Genomic DNA, 14,988 nt, shown 5'->3' with positions numbered 1-14,988 from the left:
TTCGGGTTGCCCGTGTCCGTTGTCACCGCATCTGTCCATGCCTAGAGGTTGGCACATGGATCAGCATTCCGCCACGCTTACGCCGCCCGCGCCCATCCTCCGGCAGGATTATCGCCCGCCGGCCTGGCTGGTGCCGGCCATTCGCCTCGATTGCGATCTGGACGCCGCCGAGACGATCGTGCGCGCCCGTCTGGAGGTCGTCCGCAACGAGGGCGGCACGCCGCTCGCGCTCGACGGCGATCCGGGGATGCGCCCCCGCGCCGTGTCGGTCGACGGCCGCGCGCTCTCGGAGGGCGAATGGCGGATCGAGGGCGAGCAACTCCTCATCGATCTTCCGGGCGACGCCCACATCGTCGAGACCGAGGTGGCGCTCAGCCCCGAGACCAACACCCAGCTCATGGGTCTCTACGCGTCCGGCGGCCTGCTCTGCACACAGTGCGAGGCGGAGGGCTTCCGCCGCATCACCTTCTTCCCCGATCGGCCCGACGTCCTCACCCGCTACACGGTGAGGATGACCGCCGACCGCGCCACCTATCCGGTGCTGCTCGCCAACGGCGATCTGGTCGGCGAGGGCGATGCCGGCGGAGGGCGCCACTGGGCCGAGTGGAACGATCCGTTCCCCAAGCCCTGCTACCTCTTCGCGATGGTGGCGGGCGACCTTCAGGCCAACCGCGACACGTTCACCACCATGTCCGGCCGCGAGGTGCAGCTCGGCATCTGGGTGCGCGAGGCGGACCTGCCGCGCACGGATCATGCGATGGCGGCGTTGAAGAGCGCGATGGCGTGGGACGAGAAGGTCTATGGCCGGGAATATGATCTCGGCATCTTCAACATCGTCGCCGTCTCCGACTTCAACTTCGGCGCGATGGAGAACAAGGGCCTCAACATCTTCAACTCGCGCTACATCCTGGCGGACCCGGAAACGGCGACCGATGGCGATTATGACGCCATCGCCGGCGTCGTCGCGCATGAATATTTCCACAACTGGTCGGGCAACCGCGTCACCTGCCGGGACTGGTTCCAGCTCTCGCTGAAGGAAGGCTTCACCGTCTTCCGCGATCAGGAATTCTCGGCCGATCAGGGCAGCCGCGCGGTCAAGCGGATCGAGGACGTCCGCGTGCTGCGCGCCGCCCAGTTCCCGGAGGACGGCGGCCCGCTCGCCCATCCGATCCGGCCGGACTCCTATCTGGAGATCAGCAACTTCTACACGGCGACCATCTACAACAAGGGCGCCGAGGTGATCCGCATGCTGCACACCATGCTGGGGGCGGACGGCTTCCGGCGCGGCACCGATCTCTATTTCGAGCGGCACGACGGCGAGGCCGCGACCTGCGAGGATTTCGTGAAGGCGATGGAGGACGCCAACGGCACCGACCTCACCGACTTCCGCCGCTGGTATGAGCAGGCCGGCACGCCCCGCCTCCGCGCCGCGCTCACCCACGAGCCCGGCACCGCCCGCGCCCGCCTGACGCTGGAGCAGACCGTGCCCCCGACGCCCGGACAGCCCGACAAGCGCCCCATGCCGCTCCCCTTACGCATCGCGCTGTTCGGCGCGAAGAGCGGCCGGCCGATCGTCGAGGAGCAGGTCCACGTCCTCGCCGACGAGGCGGGCGAGATCCTCTTCGAGGGTATCGACGAGCAGCCCGTCCTCTCGATCAATCGCGGCTTCTCGGCGCCCGTCGTGGTCGAAACCAACCGTTCGGTAGCCGACCTCGCCTTCCTCTCGGCGCATGACAATGATCCCTTCGCCCGCTTCGAGGCGATGCAGCAGCTTATGGTCGACACGCTCGTCGCCGCGATTCAGAGGGCCGATGTGGATGCGGCCCCGGTGATCGAGGCGGTGCGCAACACGCTCACCGATCCGGCGCTGGACGCGGCCTTCATCGGCGAGGCGGTGATGCTGCCAACCGAGGCTTTCCTCGGCGACCAGCTTGCCGAGGTCGATCCGGCGGCGATCCGCGTCGCCCGCGAGGCGTTGCGCGTTCGCCTCGGCCGTGAGCTGGAGGGCGAATGGCGTGCGGCCTACGCCGCGACGGCCGCCAATCGCTTCGCATATACCCCGTCCGCCAAGGGCTTGCGCCGCCTGCGCACGGTGGCGCTCGGCTATCTCGCTGCGGCGGAGGCCGAGGGCTCGGCGGCGCTGGCGCTCGCCCAGTTCGAGGGCGCGGACAATATGACCGACCGCAACGGCGCGCTCGGCGTGCTGGCGAACGGCACTTCGGCCGAGCGCGAGACGGCGCTTGCTGCCTTCTATGCGCGCTACAGGGACGACGCGCTGGTGCTCGACAAGTGGTTCACCACGCAGGCGCTCTCGACGCGCGAGGATACGCCCGAGGCGGTCGAGCGGCTGGCCGGGCATCCCGACTTCACGCTTGCCAATCCGAACCGGATGCGCGCGCTGGTGAGCGCCTTCGCGGCGAACCAATATGCCTTCCATGCGCCGGACGGGCGCGGCTATCGCTTCGTGGCGGACATGATCCTCGCGGCGGACAAGCTCAACCCGCAGTCGGCGGCGCGGCTCGTGCCGCCGCTCGGCCGCTGGCGCCGGTTCGAGCCCAGGCGCTCGGCGCTGATGAAGGCCGAGCTGGAGCGCATCGTCGCGACGCCGGGCCTCAGCAAGGATGTGTTCGAGCAGGCTTCCAAGAGCCTCGCCTGAGGAGCGGAGGGGCGGCTGCGCGCCGCCCCTTTCGAGCCGGCTACTTCCCGATCCAGTCGGCCACCTGCGCGGCCACATCGTTGGCGGCGGCGTTGAGCGCCTGTGCGACCGCCACCTCGTCGATCGACGCCGCCGGGGCGTGCGCTTCGAAGCGGCGCGTCTCGATGCGGCCGCCCTCGCGCTGGATGGTGGCGTCGTAGACGACGTCGACCTGCTTCGAGCCCGCATCCAGCCCGAAGGCATGGAGACGGCCGGACAGCCGCATCCCCGGCGCCAGATGATAGTCGCGCACGTCGAGCGCCGGGCGGCCGGTGCGCGTGCGGATCGTCTCGGCGAGCAGGTCGCGGAACAGGCGCGCCGGCACGTCGGCCCATTGCGCGCCCTTGAGATAGGCGAGCTGGCTGGTGCCGCTGCGCACCGGAATGCGGTTGTTGGACAGCTCAGCCGGCGCGGTCGGCACCAGCACCGTCACCGACTGGCCGGCGGTGAGCGGCATCTCCTGGCCCGCCGGCATGGCCTGCGTGGGCGTGAGGCGGAGCAGCTCGGGCGGCGGCTTGGGGCCGAAGCTCACGCAGCCGGCGAGCGCCAGTGCGGGCAGAAGCGCGGCGAGAGACAGGGTGCGGACGTTCATGATCTCTGTTCCCTCAATGCCGAGGCTTGTAATCGGGCAGGCGGCCGCCGCCGAGCACGCCGCCGGCGCCGCCCGAGTTGAGCTTGTTCGCCGTCGCGGTCAGCGCCTCGGCCATCTCGGAGAGGTCGCGGACGAGCTGGTCGATCTGCGGAGCGGTATCCTTGCTGAGCGTCTGCACGCCGGGCCGCGCGTCGTTGATCATCGCGTTCAGGCTGTCCGCGCTCTGCCGGGCGGACAGCACCGCCTTGTTCAGGTTGGTGAGCAGCGGGCGGCCCTGCTGGTCGAGCAGCTCGTTGGTGGTCCCTGCCAGCTTGCCGAACTGCTGCGCGGCGTCGCCCGCCTGCTTGATCGCGACCTGCGCATTGGCGAGCGTCTGCTTCAACTGCGGCCCCTGGCTGGCGAGATCGGTCGACAGCTTGTCCAGATTGGCGAGGATGTGGTGGATCGAATTCTGGTTGCGATCATCCAGAAGCTGGGTGACGCGATCGGTCAGGATCTGGAGCTTCTTGAGAAGCTCCGGCGCCGAGTTGAGCAGGCCCGCGAGCGCGCCCGGCTTGGTGGGGATCACGGGCACGCCGAACGGCCCGATATCGGTGATCGGCGGCTGGCCCTTGGTGGCGCCGCCGAGGTTGATCTGGCTGACGCCGGTGAAACCCACGCCCGCCACCGTGGCGGTGGTGCCCTTCAGGATCGGCGTGTTCTCGTCCACCGAGATGCGCACGCGCACCAGCTCGGGCGTGTCGGGCAGGAGCTTGATGTCGTCGATCTTGCCGACGGGCACGCCCGAGAAATTGACCGCCGAACCCTTGGCGAGGCCGTCCACCGAATTGGGGAAGAAGATGTCGTACTGGCGCTGATGGCCGTTGCCGACCTGGCTCATCCACACGATGAAGGCGAGCGCCACGGCCAGAATCGCGAGCACGACCCCGCCGACGAGCACATGGTTGGAGCGGGTCTCCATCAGTCGGTCTTGCCCCTGTTATCGCCGGTTTCCGGCGCCGGTTTCCTGGCTGCCTCGCGCTCGGCGGAATCCTCGGCCGCCCGGCCGCGCGGGCCGTTGAAATATTCCTGTATCCACGGATGATCCAAAGCCAGTAGCTCCGGGATCGTTCCGACCGCGACCACCTTCTTGTCCGCCAGCACCGCGACACGGTCGCAGATCGCATAGAGCGTATCGAGATCGTGAGTGATGAGGAACACGGTGAGCCCCAGCAGATCCTTGAGGGCGCGGATCAGATTGTCGAACGCGGCCGCGCCGATCGGATCGAGGCCCGCCGTCGGCTCGTCGAGGAACAGCAGCTCGGGATCGAGCGCCAGCGCGCGGGCGAGGCCGGCGCGCTTCCTCATGCCGCCCGACAGCTCGGACGGATATTTGCTCGAGCTTTCCGCCGGAAGGCCCGTCGCCACGATCTTGTAGGAGGCGATCTCGTCGAGAAGCTGCTGGTCGATCGCGGGATAATATTCGCGGATCGGCACCTGGACATTCTCGGCCACCGTCAGCGTCGAGAACAGCGCGCCGTTCTGGAACAGCACGCCCCAGCGGCGGCGGACATCCTTGGTCTCGCTCTCGCCCCGGTCGCGCGTCTGCTCGCCGAAGACGCGGATGTCGCCGGTGTCGGGTTGCTGGAGGCCGATGATCGAGCGCATCAGCACCGATTTGCCCGTGCCCGACCCGCCGACCACGCCGAGGATCTCGCCGTGCCGCACGTCGAGGTCCAGATCCTGGTGGACGACCTGCTGGCCGAAGCTGTTGGTGAGCCCGCGCACGCAGATGATGGGCGTTCCCACCTCCGGCTCGGGCGGTGGCTTCCGGGCGGTTGCGTGGGTCGTCATATCCAGCCGATCGCCGTGTAGAAGATCGCGAAGAAGGCATCCAGCACGATCACGAGGAAGATCGACTGGACCACGGCCGCGGTAGTGCGCAGGCCGACTTCCTCGGCATTGCCCTCCACCTGCATGCCCTGGAAGCAGCCGGCCATGGCGATGATCATGCCGAACACCGGCGCTTTCAGCAGCCCGCCCCACAGGTCGGTCATCGGCACGACCTCCCGGATGCGGGCGACGAAGGTGACGGGTGGAATGCCGAGCTGGAGCCAGCAGAGCAGCCCGCCGCCGACCAGCGCCACCAGCATCGCGTAGAAGGTGAGCAGCGGCATGGCGATCAGCGTCGCGATCACGCGCGGCAGCACCAGCGCCTGCATGGGGGAGAGGCCGATGGTGCGCATCGCGTCCACCTCCTCAGCCAGCCGCATCGATCCGATCTGCGCGGCGAAGGCCGAGCCCGAGCGGCCGGCGACCATGATCGCCGTCATCAGCACGCCCAGCTCGCGCATGGTGAGGCGGCCGATCAGGTTGACGGTGAACACCTCGGCGCCGAACTGGCGGAGCTGCACCGCGCCCTGTTGCGCGATGACGATGCCGATCAGGAAGCTCATCAGCCCGATGATGCCGAGCGCGTCGATGCCGACCACCTCGATCTGGCGAACCACCGCGTTGCCGCGGAAACGGCGCGGCGCGAGGAGGACCTCCCACACCGCCACCATCGTCGCGCCGAAGAATTCGAGCAGGCCGAGCAGCGTGCGCCCCGCGCTGATCGTGGCGGCGCCCACCTGCGCCAGCACGCGCTGGAAGGAAGGGGGCTGATCCGGCTGCGACTGGAACGGCTTGTCGACCCCGCCGACCTTCTCGATCAGCTCGAGCGCCTTGGGATCGCCGCCTTCGAGCGCGGCGCCGTGATCGCGCTGGAGGCGGTGGACCAGCCACGCGCCCACCGTGTCGATTCGCTGAATCTCGGACAGGTCGACCCGTTCGGGCGAGGAATCCAGTTCTTCCAGCCGGTTCGGCACGTTGCCGAGCTGGGCCAGCGTCCACTGGCCGGTGAGGCGCAGCGTGCGATCCTGTTCTGAGAAGTCTGCGGGGTGAGGGCTCATGCGGCGGCGAAGATGCGGCAGATCGTTACGCCCGGCAAGCGCAGAGAATATCGGATTTTTCTTGAGATGCGCGACAAGACGAAACCTGCCAAGAGGGCGACCATGGGAGTAATTATGGACAGCAAGGTCTCTTTCCTCGAGGCCGGGCACAACGAGACGCGTGTGTTCGGCCTGTCGCCGGCCGAGCGCGCGCGCCGCTTCGCCACCAAAGCGAAACTGGCGGTGGTGGATCGGGTTCCGCCCGCCGGATCGGTGATCGTGGCGGATGTCGGCTTCGCGTGGGACCCGGCGTGGCTGGCGCATGTCCGCGATTCTGCCGGCCTCGCGGTGACGTGGCGGGGACGGCCGGTGCTGGTCCATGCGGCGGATGCGGCCACCGCCGAGGCGGTCGTCGCGGCGATCGAGGCGGGGGCGGCGCTGCCGCCAGCGCTCGGCCTCACCGTGCAGGACGCGGAGGCCGACGCCAGCCTCTACAACGCGACGCTGAGGAAGCGGGAAGACGCCTATCTGGTTCCGCTCACCCGCGACGCCGTGCCGATGATCGAGAAGGCAAGCTACGATGCCAGCTACAAGGGGGTGACGGATCTGCTCACCCTCTATCTGTGGCGGGGCGCGGCCTTCCACATCACGCGCTGGGCGGCCTATGCGAAGATGACGCCCAACATGATCACGACGATCGGCGTGGCGCTCTGCATCTGGGCCTTCTTCCTGTTCAAGGAGGGGCATTTCGCCGCCGGCCTGCTGATCGGCCTGGTCTTCATGGTGCTGGACACGGTGGACGGGAAGCTCGCCCGCTGCACCGGCACCAGCTCCGAATGGGGCAATATCCTCGATCATGGCGTGGACCTGATCCATCCGCCCTTCTGGTATTGGGCATGGGGCGTCGGCCTCGCCGGCTGGGGGCTGGCGTTCAGCCAGACGACGCTGTGGACGATCATGGCGGTGCTGGTTGCCGGCTATGTCGTGCAGCGGCTGATCGAGGGGGCGTTCATCGCCAGCTTCGGGATGCACATCCATGTGTGGGAGCGCGCCGACAGCCGCTTTCGCCTCATCACCGCGCGGCGCAATCCCAACGTCGTGATCCTGTTCGCGAGCCTGCTGGTGTCGCGGCCCGACTGGGGGCTGCTGGCGGTGGCGTGGTGGACGGGGCTGTCCTGCCTCTTCCATCTGGTCCGGCTGGGGCAGGCTTATAGGCAGCGCGCGGGCGGCAAGGAGATCGTCTCGTGGCTGGCCTGACGGCGCTGCTGCTCGCCGGGCGGCGGCCGGGTGTCGATCCGCTCGCGGCGACGCGTGGGCAGACGCTGAAGGCGCTGATCCCCGTCGCGGGCACGCCGATGGTGGCGCGTGTCGCCGCCACGCTGCTGGCGAGCGACGTCGCGCAGGTCCGCGTGATGACGCAGGACGTCGAGCCGATCGCCGCCGTGCTGCCCGCTGATCCGCGCATCGGCTTCCTGCAATCGGGGGCCGGCATCGCCAACTCCATCGCGGCTGCGCTCAGGAGCGGGGAGGCGCCCTTCCCGCTGTTCGTCACCACCGCCGACCATGCGCTGCTCCGCCCCGAGACGATCGCCGAGTTCCTGGCGGGGGCTCAGGGCGCCGACGTGGCGGTGGGCGTCGTCGAGCGCGCGGTGGTGCAGAGCCGCTTCCCGCAATCGAAGCGGACATGGCTGCGCTTCCGGAGCGGCGACTGGACGGGGGCCAACCTTTTCTATTTCGCCTCGCCCGCCGCATTGCCCGTGATCGAGACATGGGCCTCGGTGGAGCAGGACCGCAAGAAGGGCTGGAAGCTCATCGCCAGATTCGGGCCTATGCTCCTGCTGCGCGCGCTCACCCGCACCATCACGCTGCACGACGCGGTGGCGAGGGCCGGGCGGAGCCTGGGGGCGAATGTCCGCATGGTGGGCCTCTCGGACCCGCTGGCGGCTGTGGACGTGGACAAGGTTTCCGACCTCGAACTGGCCGAGGCGGTGTTGGAAGGGCGGGCGTGAGCGGCGTTCAGGAGATCGCGATCTACGACATGGATCGCACCATCACGCGGACGGGCACCTATACGCCCTTCCTGATCCATGCGGCGCTTGCCCGCGCGCCGTGGCGGCTGCTGTTGCTGCCGGTAGCGCTGCTGGCGATGCTGGGCTACGCGCTCAAGCTCTTCACCCGCGCGCGGCTGAAGGAGATCAACCAGCATCTGCTGCTCGGCTCCGAGATTTCCCGTGCCGATCTGGAGCCGGTGACGGCGAGCTTCGCCGACCGCGTGATGCGCCTCAACACGCTGCCGGGCGCGCTGCGCCAGATCGAGGAGGATCGCGCCGCCGGCCGCCGCCTCGTGCTCGCGACCGCGTCCTACCGCCTCTATGTCGAGGCGATCGCGGCCAGGCTCCGCTTCGACGACGTGATCGCCACCAACTCGATCCTCGGCCTCGACGCGCGGGTGACGGCGAAGATCGACGGCGAGAATTGCTACGGCCCCGCCAAGCTCCGCATGATCGAGGCCTGGTTCCAGCAGCAGGGCATCGATCGCTCGAAGGTCCATGTCCGCTTCTATTCGGACCACGCCTCGGACGCGCCGGTGATGGAATGGGCCGACGAGGCCTTCGCCACCACGCCCAGCCCCAAGATGCGCGCACTGGCAATGAAGCGCGGCTGGCCGGTCGTCGACTGGACCGCCTGATCGCCTAGCGGCCGGGGACGTACCATGTCCCGCGCTGGTCGTAGGGGCGGCCGTCGATGCTCACCATCATCGCCCCCCACTGGTCCTTCGGCCCGGCGCTGACGGAGCGGCCGCACACCGGCGTCTCGAAGAAGCTCGACTAGGGGCCGGCGCGGGATTGCTCGTAGATCTGGATGGCGCTCGCGCCCGGACAGCGGGGCGAGGGCTCGGCGGCGATCACTTGCCGGTTCGGCCCTTCGTAGAGCGTCATATGGCCGAAGCAGGCTTTGGGGTGGCTGCCGACCGACAGCTTCTCCTGCGCGACGAGCCTATGCCCGGCATCGGCCTCCGGGCCGGAACAGGCGAGGGGAAGCGGCTTGCCCATCGGCGTGGGCGGGGCGGCTTCCGCGGCCGGAATGGCGGACAGAAACGCGAGGCACAAGACGATCGGACGCATGGCGACCTCCCCCGTGGCAAGGCCGCGAGCGTCGCACGAAGCGCGCCCGCGGCCAAACCGCCCAGAAGGAGTATCAGACCGCCTTCAGCGCCTGATCGAAGTCGGCGATCAGGTCGTCGGCATTCTCCACGCCGATCGAGATGCGTACCAGATTGTCGGTGATGCCGAGTTCCTGCTTGCGCTGGTCCGGCACCGACAGGTGCGTCATCGCCGCCGGGCAGGACGCCAGCGTCTCGGTGCCGCCGAGGCTGACCGCCAGCTTGGCGATCTTCAGCGCATCGAGAAAGGCGAAGCTCTCGCGCTCGCCGCCCTTCAGGTAGAGCGAGAAGGTCGAGCCCGCGCCCGAGCAGTGGCGCTTGTAGATGTCGGCCTGCCGCGTGCCTTCCTGAAGGAAGCCGAGATAGCCGACGCTCTCCACCTTGGGATGATCGCGGAAGAAGGCGCAGACCTTCTCGGCATTCTCGCCGGCGCGGCTCATGCGCAGCTCCAGCGTCTCGAGGCTGCGGAGCAGCATCCACGCGGTGTTGGGATCGCTGATCGTGCCGATCGTGTTGCGCATCATGCGGATGGGATCGATCCACGCCTTGCGGCCGGTGACGCCGCCCGCGACGAGGTCCGAATGGCCGCCGGCATATTTGGTGAGGCTGTAGACCACGAGGTCCGCGCCATGGCGGAGCGGCTGCTGCCAGAGCGGCCCGAGGAAGGTGTTGTCGATCGCGATCGGCGGGTTGGTGTCGCCGAGCAGCCGGTCGCGCACGCGGGACACGGCCTCGATGTCGACCAGCGCGTTGGTCGGGTTGGCGGGGCTCTCCAGATAGATCAGCGAGACATTGCCCTGCGCCTTGGCGCGTTCGACGACGGCCTCGATCTCGGCCTCGGTGGCGCCGGCCGGGAAATCGAGGAACGTCACGCCGAAGCGGCCGAGGATGCGGCCGATCAGCGTCTCGGTCGCGGCATAGAGTGGGGCGGAGTGGACGATCACGTCGCCCGGCTTCACCAGCGCCAGCATCAGCGTCGCGATGGCCGACATGCCCGACGAGAAGACCAGCGCGTCCTCCGCCTCGTCCCAGATGCCGAGGCGATCCTCGAGGATCTCCTGGTTCGGGCCGTTGAAGCGCGAATAGACGAGGCCATCGGCGCCGCCCGGACGCTTGCCGGTGACGCCCTCGAAGTGGCGCTTTCCGGCAGCGGCATTCTCGAACACGAAGGTCGATGTCAGGAAGATCGGGGGCTTGAGCGAGCCTTCCGACAGCATCGGGTCGAAGGCGTGGCCCATCATCAGTGTCGACGGGCTGAGCTTGCGGCCACCCACTTCCAGCACGTCCGCCTTGGGGCGGCGACGCGGGGTGGCGCCGCTCAGTTCGGCTTCGGTCTCGGGCGTTTTATTGTCTGTCATGCGATCCTCTCGGAGTCGTCGCGAAGCGACGCTATGATGCCCCTCTAGCCGATTGTTGGAGACAATCCGATGCCGATCGCGATCGTTTCAGTGCCCGTGCAGGATCAGGCCGCCGCGCGCGACTGGTACACGGGGAAGATGGGCTTCACCCTGCTGCGCGACGAGGCGATGGGCCCCGAGATGCGCTGGATCCAGCTCCAGCCCAAGACCGGCGGCTCGACCATCGCGCTGGTGACATGGTTCGAGGGGATGGCGGCCGGCGGCTTGCAGGGCGTGATGCTGCATGTGCCGGATATCGACGCGGAACATGCCCGGCTCGTGGAGGCGGGCGTCGAGGCGACGCCGATCGACGAGCAGCCTTGGGGGCGCTTCACCATGCTCAAGGACCCGGACGGCAACGGCTGGATCGTGGCGCAGCTCACCAACCCGGCTGAGGTGGCGTCGAAAGGTGAGGCCGCCTAGCCGCCTTGTTGCCCGCCGTTGCGGCGACACGGAAAAAAGCCGCCGACGCGAGCCACAAGGCCATGAAGAAGCCACCGGAGAACAAGGCCCTGCGCGTGCTGTCCTCCATGGCGGCGGTCGATGGCGCGGTCGCGATGGCGATGCAGAGCAGGGCCTGCATGATCGCTATGCCCAACATGGCCCGCGCCATGCCCGCGGGCCGAAACCATGCGGCGAAGCTGCCCACCACCGCGGCCATGACCAGCATGAGGGAGCCAATGCCATTGCCGTCGTCGCGGACAATCGTAGTCCATACCGTCAGGAACGGCGTGACGAGCGCGATGCCGGCTCCCGCACGATAGGCCCGGCTTTCGTTCCTCTTCTCGGCAAGCTCGTAGAGCAGCTCGATCCCACCGATGATGGCGCCGGCAAAGAGGGAGCCGCCGATGGTCCAGTGCCATTGGTCGCTGATCTGCGTCATCACCAGCGGCGTGAGCACCAGGACCAAAATCCCGATCCACCGGACGATCCGCCAATAATTCCGGGAACCCGCGCCGGCCCGCTCGCCCGATTCAGCCATCGGCATCGCCTCCCATGCGTATCGCCCATCTTACTCCGGCATGGGGCGGGATCAAATCGAACGTCCCCCGAGGCGGCAGGCCTTCCGCCTAAAGCCCGATCAGCGCGATCTGGCGGCCATAGCCGGGCTCGCCGCGATGAGTGGCGCGGCGATAGCTGAAGAAGCGGTCCTCATCCGCATAGGTGTCGAGGCCGAGCGCCTCGATGCGGCGCACGCCCGCGTCGGCGAGGCGGGAGGCGACATAGGCCTCGATGTCGAACTGGTGGTGTCCCTCCCGCCGGCCGGCGAGGAAAAAGCGCTCGTTCGCCCCGTCCGCCGCGCAGAAGCGGGCGAGGAAGGCGTCGTCCACCTCATAGCTGCGCTTGCCGATGCAGGGGCCGATGGCGGCGGCGATGCGGGCGCGGTCGGCGCCGAGCTTCTCCATCGCTTCCACGGTCGCGCCGACGACGCCGCCGATCGCGCCCTTCCAGCCGGCATGCGCCGCGCCGACGACGCCCGCTTGCGCATCCGCCAGCAGCACCGGCACGCAATCGGCGGTCAGGATGCCGAGCAGGAGGTCCGGCCGATCGGTGACGAGCGCGTCGGCATGGGGACGGGCGTCGTCGGGGAAGGCATCGGCCACGACGGCGGTGGCGCTGTGGACCTGATGCACCGTGGCGAGCGTCGCGCCTGGCTTCACGGCGGTGACTGCACGCTTGCGGTTCTCGGCGATGGCGGCGCGGTCGTCGTCGGAGCCCCAGCCGACGTTCAGGCCCGCATGAATGCCCTCGGACACGCCGCCGCGCCGGCCGAGGAAGGCGTGGGGGATGCCGTTCAGAGCCTCCGCCCGGATGGTTTCGACGCTCACAGCTTCATGCTCCACACGGGGTCGTTGTCGACATGATCGCCCACCTTGAAGGGGTGGAAGCCGATCGGCGCCATCCCGTAGCGGGCGTAGAAGCGCTGGGCGCGGTGATTATGCTCCCAGACGCTGAGCGAAAGATGGCGGGCGCCCTCCGCGCGGGCGGTGGCGATCGCCCACTCCATCAGCGTGGCGGCCACGCCGCCGCCATGCCAGGGCTTCAACACATAGAGCTGCTTGAGTTCCGCCGAGTCTTCCGGCGCGGGCGGCAGCGTGTTGGGGCCGAGCTTGGCGAAGCCGGCGATCTGGCCGTCGTCCACCGCGAGGCGGATCGAGAGGCCGGGCTGGCCGATCTGCGCGGGCAATCCATCGGCTCCGAAGGCGGAGGCGAGGAAGGTCTCCATGTCCTCGGCCTGGTAGAAGGGGCCGAAGGTCTCGACGAAGCAGCGCGCCGCCATCTCGGCGAGGGCGGGGCCGTCCTCCGGGCGGGCGTCGCGATAGTCGATCATGCAAATCCTCCGGGTGTCGGCCAGCCGGGGGCGGTCACCGCCAGCGCCTTGAAGAGTGTGCCCATCTCATCGGGCGCGCAAAGCCGGCGCCACGCGGTCTCGATCTCGGACTGGCGCCCGGGCGCAGCGCGGGCCAGCGCCGCGGCGCGGGCGGCGATGCCGAGCGCTTCGAGGAGCGCGCCTTGCGTCACCACCTTGCGCGCGATGGCGCCCTCGGCGCGGGCGGCGTCGGCGAGCGCGGTGAAGTCGACATGGGCGGTCAGGTCCTGCTCGCCCGGCGCGTCGAAGGGATCGGCGAAGCGGTGGCGATGGAGCGCCTGCAAGGTATCGCCGGCGAGCGGGCCCTCATAACCATAGTCGATGGCGAGCAGCGCTCCGCCCTGCGCCACGACCCGCGCCGCCAGTTCGCGCAGCACGGCGACCGAGGCGGGCGACGTCTCCACCACCTCGCCGCCGCGCAGGGCCTCGGGGATCACGGCGTCGAAGCGCTGCTCGCCAAGCGAGGGAAGGAGGCGACTGCCGTCCCAGTCGACCATCCGCTCGCGCCAGCCACCGTCGGAGCGGAGGAGCTGGCGGATCGGCAGCGCGTCGAAGAACTCGTTGGCGATGATGATCAGCGGCCGATCGGTGGGCAGCGTGCCGACATCGTCATGATGCGTCGCGCCGGGCAGACGCTGGAGCTGCGCCTCCCGCAACACCGGGCTGGTCTCGACGAGATGGACGGGCGGCGCGAGCCCCGCCTTGACCATTGCGCGCAGGGCATCGGCCGCGAGCGTGCCGCGTCCCGGCCCCAGCTCGACATAGGCGATGTCCTCCGCCCCGGCGCGGAGCGCAAGGTCCGCCGCCCACAGCCCGATCAGCTCGCCGAACATCTGGCTGATCTCGGGCGCCGTGGTGAAGTCCCCGGCCGCGCCCAGCGGGTCGCGCGTCGCGTAATAATGGGCGTTGGCCAGCGCCATATACTGGGCGAGCGGGATCGCCCCGCCGCCCGCGATCAACCGCCGGAGCCGGCCGCTAAAATCCTCAGGCGACGCTGGCATCGCCGGCCACCGGCTCCACGCGCTGGCGGCGGCCCTTGGCGGTCAGCACGACGTACAGGCCCACGAGGATCATCGGCACGCACAGCCACTGGCCCATGTGCAGGTGCGTGACGCGCGCGAACTCGACGAGCTGCTCGTCCGGCTCGCGGAAGAATTCGACGAAGAAGCGGAAGACGCCGTAGCCCAGCACGAAGCTGCCCGCGAGGAAGCCCGGCTTGTAGCGCGCGTCGCTCTTCCAGAAGAGCAGGCTCAGGATCACGAACAGGACGAAACCCTCCAGCCCGGCCTCGTACAGCTCGCTCGGGTGGCGCGGCACGTCGCCGGCGCCGGGGAAGACGATCGCCCACGGCACGGTCGAGGGCTTGCCCCACAGCTCGCCGTTCACGAAGTTCGCCAGCCGCCCGAAGAACAGCCCGATCGGCGCGACGCAGGCGATATAATCGGTGACGCGCAGCCAGCTCAGCCCCTTGCGGCGGCAATAGAAGAGGATCGCGATCAGCACGCCCGCCGCGCCGCCATGGAAAGACATGCCGCCCTCCCACAGCTTGAAGATCTCCGCCGGGTGCTGGAGGTAATAATCCGGCCGGTAGAACAGCACATAGCCGATCCGCCCGCCGAGCAGCACGCCCAGCGTCGCGTCGAACACGAAATCGTCGGCATGGCGCCGGGCCATCGGCGCGCCCGGCTGGGCGAGCAGCTTCAGCAGATACCACCAGCCGGCGAGGATGCCGGTGATGTAGGCCAGCGAATACCAGCGGACCGCGACCGGACCCAGTTGCAGCGCGACCGGCGACAGGCCGAGCGAGGTCCAGTGCGTGAAGGCGTTGGGATCGACAGGAGGCAAATCGGCAGTCCTCGGA

The 14,988-nt window shown here is 68.9% G+C and carries 16 protein-coding genes; 5 read left to right on the top strand and 11 right to left on the bottom strand.

Annotated elements, in window-relative coordinates; genetic code table 11:
• Positions 1 to 55: 55 nt before the first annotated feature.
• Entirely contained in the window at positions 56 to 2,656 is a 2,601-nt protein-coding gene (gene pepN / locus ST3T6A_RS0102030; RefSeq protein WP_019831218.1) for an aminopeptidase N, read from the top strand.
• Between the two features lie 40 nt (positions 2,657 to 2,696).
• Here the strand turns inward: pepN and ST3T6A_RS0102025 are convergent, their stop codons facing one another.
• From ST3T6A_RS0102025 to ST3T6A_RS0102010, 4 genes are read right to left on the bottom strand one after another with little or no spacing between them, the layout of a single operon-like run.
• Positions 2,697 to 3,287: an ABC-type transport auxiliary lipoprotein family protein gene (locus ST3T6A_RS0102025; RefSeq protein ID WP_019831217.1), complete on the bottom strand. Its 591-nt coding sequence runs from the start codon at positions 3,285 to 3,287 to the stop codon at positions 2,697 to 2,699.
• A gap of 13 nt (positions 3,288 to 3,300) precedes the next feature.
• On the bottom strand, positions 3,301 to 4,248 hold the full coding sequence (locus ST3T6A_RS0102020) for an MlaD family protein (protein WP_019831216.1): 948 nt from the start codon (positions 4,246 to 4,248) through the stop codon (positions 3,301 to 3,303).
• On the bottom strand, positions 4,248 to 5,120 hold the full coding sequence (locus ST3T6A_RS0102015) for an ABC transporter ATP-binding protein (RefSeq protein ID WP_019831215.1): 873 nt from the start codon (positions 5,118 to 5,120) through the stop codon (positions 4,248 to 4,250). Before ST3T6A_RS0102015 ends, ST3T6A_RS0102020 begins: the two co-directional genes overlap by 1 nt.
• Positions 5,117 to 6,217, bottom strand: coding sequence for an ABC transporter permease (locus ST3T6A_RS0102010; protein ID WP_019831214.1), 1,101 nt, complete (start codon positions 6,215 to 6,217; stop codon positions 5,117 to 5,119). The genes ST3T6A_RS0102015 and ST3T6A_RS0102010 overlap by 4 nt, the downstream gene beginning before the upstream one ends.
• Before the next feature lie 114 nt (positions 6,218 to 6,331).
• On the opposite strand from ST3T6A_RS0102010, the gene ST3T6A_RS0102005 reads away from it, so the two are divergent.
• From ST3T6A_RS0102005 to ST3T6A_RS0101995, 3 genes are read left to right on the top strand one after another with little or no spacing between them, the layout of a single operon-like run.
• Positions 6,332 to 7,453 (top strand): CDP-alcohol phosphatidyltransferase family protein, encoded by a 1,122-nt coding sequence (locus tag ST3T6A_RS0102005; RefSeq protein ID WP_019831213.1) that lies wholly within the window; start codon positions 6,332 to 6,334, stop codon positions 7,451 to 7,453.
• Positions 7,441 to 8,205, top strand: a complete 765-nt coding sequence (locus ST3T6A_RS0102000) for a nucleotidyltransferase family protein (RefSeq protein ID WP_019831212.1) — start codon at positions 7,441 to 7,443, stop codon at positions 8,203 to 8,205. The genes ST3T6A_RS0102005 and ST3T6A_RS0102000 overlap by 13 nt, the downstream gene beginning before the upstream one ends.
• A 29-nt stretch (positions 8,206 to 8,234) precedes the next feature.
• Positions 8,235 to 8,885, top strand: a complete 651-nt coding sequence (locus ST3T6A_RS0101995; RefSeq protein WP_037537495.1) for an HAD family hydrolase — start codon at positions 8,235 to 8,237, stop codon at positions 8,883 to 8,885.
• Between the two features lie 139 nt (positions 8,886 to 9,024).
• Here ST3T6A_RS0101995 and ST3T6A_RS0101985 read toward each other — a convergent pair whose 3' ends face one another.
• Complete coding sequence (locus ST3T6A_RS0101985) at positions 9,025 to 9,321, bottom strand: hypothetical protein (protein ID WP_019831210.1); 297 nt, start codon at positions 9,319 to 9,321, stop codon at positions 9,025 to 9,027.
• Positions 9,322 to 9,394: 73 nt separating this feature from the next.
• On the bottom strand, positions 9,395 to 10,717 hold the full coding sequence (locus tag ST3T6A_RS0101980) for a cystathionine gamma-synthase family protein (RefSeq protein WP_019831209.1): 1,323 nt from the start codon (positions 10,715 to 10,717) through the stop codon (positions 9,395 to 9,397).
• A gap of 69 nt (positions 10,718 to 10,786) precedes the next feature.
• On the opposite strand from ST3T6A_RS0101980, the gene ST3T6A_RS0101975 reads away from it, so the two are divergent.
• Complete coding sequence (locus ST3T6A_RS0101975) at positions 10,787 to 11,179, top strand: VOC family protein (protein WP_019831208.1); 393 nt, start codon at positions 10,787 to 10,789, stop codon at positions 11,177 to 11,179.
• On the opposite strand, the gene ST3T6A_RS0101970 is transcribed toward ST3T6A_RS0101975, so the two are convergent.
• The 5 genes from ST3T6A_RS0101970 to lgt form a co-directional block, all read right to left on the bottom strand.
• The gene (locus tag ST3T6A_RS0101970; RefSeq protein ID WP_019831207.1) at positions 11,136 to 11,738 is read right to left on the bottom strand and encodes a hypothetical protein; all 603 of its coding nucleotides are present in this window, start codon (positions 11,736 to 11,738) and stop codon (positions 11,136 to 11,138) included. The genes ST3T6A_RS0101975 and ST3T6A_RS0101970 overlap by 44 nt on opposite strands.
• A gap of 88 nt (positions 11,739 to 11,826) precedes the next feature.
• Entirely contained in the window at positions 11,827 to 12,585 is a 759-nt protein-coding gene (gene pgeF / locus ST3T6A_RS0101965) for a peptidoglycan editing factor PgeF (protein WP_019831206.1), read from the bottom strand.
• Positions 12,582 to 13,088 carry a GNAT family N-acetyltransferase gene (locus tag ST3T6A_RS0101960; protein WP_019831205.1) on the bottom strand — a complete coding sequence of 169 codons (507 nt, stop codon included), beginning with the start codon at positions 13,086 to 13,088 and terminating at the stop codon, positions 12,582 to 12,584. The genes pgeF and ST3T6A_RS0101960 overlap by 4 nt, the downstream gene beginning before the upstream one ends.
• Complete coding sequence (locus ST3T6A_RS0101955) at positions 13,085 to 14,128, bottom strand: class I SAM-dependent methyltransferase (protein ID WP_026359350.1); 1,044 nt, start codon at positions 14,126 to 14,128, stop codon at positions 13,085 to 13,087. The genes ST3T6A_RS0101960 and ST3T6A_RS0101955 overlap by 4 nt, the downstream gene beginning before the upstream one ends.
• On the bottom strand, positions 14,112 to 14,972 hold the full coding sequence (lgt, locus tag ST3T6A_RS0101950) for a prolipoprotein diacylglyceryl transferase (protein ID WP_019831203.1): 861 nt from the start codon (positions 14,970 to 14,972) through the stop codon (positions 14,112 to 14,114). Before lgt ends, ST3T6A_RS0101955 begins: the two co-directional genes overlap by 17 nt.
• Between the last annotated feature and the right edge of the window lie 16 nt (positions 14,973 to 14,988).

It is taken from the genome of Sphingomonas sp. PR090111-T3T-6A, assembly GCF_000383095.1.
Taxonomy (GTDB): Bacteria; Pseudomonadota; Alphaproteobacteria; order Sphingomonadales; family Sphingomonadaceae; genus Solisphingomonas.
Note: the sequence above shows the minus strand (reverse complement) of the source record. Positions and strands in the feature narration are given on the sequence as shown.

What these genes read in the sequence shown, in the direction of transcription:
- pepN (WP_019831218.1), top strand. Translation starts at nt 56, where the DNA reads ATGGATCAGCATTCCGCCACGCTTACGCCGCCCGCGCCCATCCTCCGG.
- ST3T6A_RS0102025 (WP_019831217.1), bottom strand. Translation starts at nt 3,287, where the DNA reads ATGAACGTCCGCACCCTGTCTCTCGCCGCGCTTCTGCCCGCACTGGCG.
- ST3T6A_RS0102020 (WP_019831216.1), bottom strand. Translation starts at nt 4,248, where the DNA reads ATGGAGACCCGCTCCAACCATGTGCTCGTCGGCGGGGTCGTGCTCGCG.
- ST3T6A_RS0102015 (WP_019831215.1), bottom strand. Translation starts at nt 5,120, where the DNA reads ATGACGACCCACGCAACCGCCCGGAAGCCACCGCCCGAGCCGGAGGTG.
- ST3T6A_RS0102010 (WP_019831214.1), bottom strand. Translation starts at nt 6,217, where the DNA reads ATGAGCCCTCACCCCGCAGACTTCTCAGAACAGGATCGCACGCTGCGC.
- ST3T6A_RS0102005 (WP_019831213.1), top strand. Translation starts at nt 6,332, where the DNA reads ATGGACAGCAAGGTCTCTTTCCTCGAGGCCGGGCACAACGAGACGCGT.
- ST3T6A_RS0101995 (WP_037537495.1), top strand. Translation starts at nt 8,235, where the DNA reads ATGGATCGCACCATCACGCGGACGGGCACCTATACGCCCTTCCTGATC.
- ST3T6A_RS0101985 (WP_019831210.1), bottom strand. Translation starts at nt 9,321, where the DNA reads ATGCGTCCGATCGTCTTGTGCCTCGCGTTTCTGTCCGCCATTCCGGCC.
- ST3T6A_RS0101980 (WP_019831209.1), bottom strand. Translation starts at nt 10,717, where the DNA reads ATGACAGACAATAAAACGCCCGAGACCGAAGCCGAACTGAGCGGCGCC.
- ST3T6A_RS0101975 (WP_019831208.1), top strand. Translation starts at nt 10,787, where the DNA reads ATGCCGATCGCGATCGTTTCAGTGCCCGTGCAGGATCAGGCCGCCGCG.
- ST3T6A_RS0101970 (WP_019831207.1), bottom strand. Translation starts at nt 11,738, where the DNA reads ATGGCTGAATCGGGCGAGCGGGCCGGCGCGGGTTCCCGGAATTATTGG.
- ST3T6A_RS0101960 (WP_019831205.1), bottom strand. Translation starts at nt 13,088, where the DNA reads ATGATCGACTATCGCGACGCCCGCCCGGAGGACGGCCCCGCCCTCGCC.
- ST3T6A_RS0101955 (WP_026359350.1), bottom strand. Translation starts at nt 14,128, where the DNA reads ATGCCAGCGTCGCCTGAGGATTTTAGCGGCCGGCTCCGGCGGTTGATC.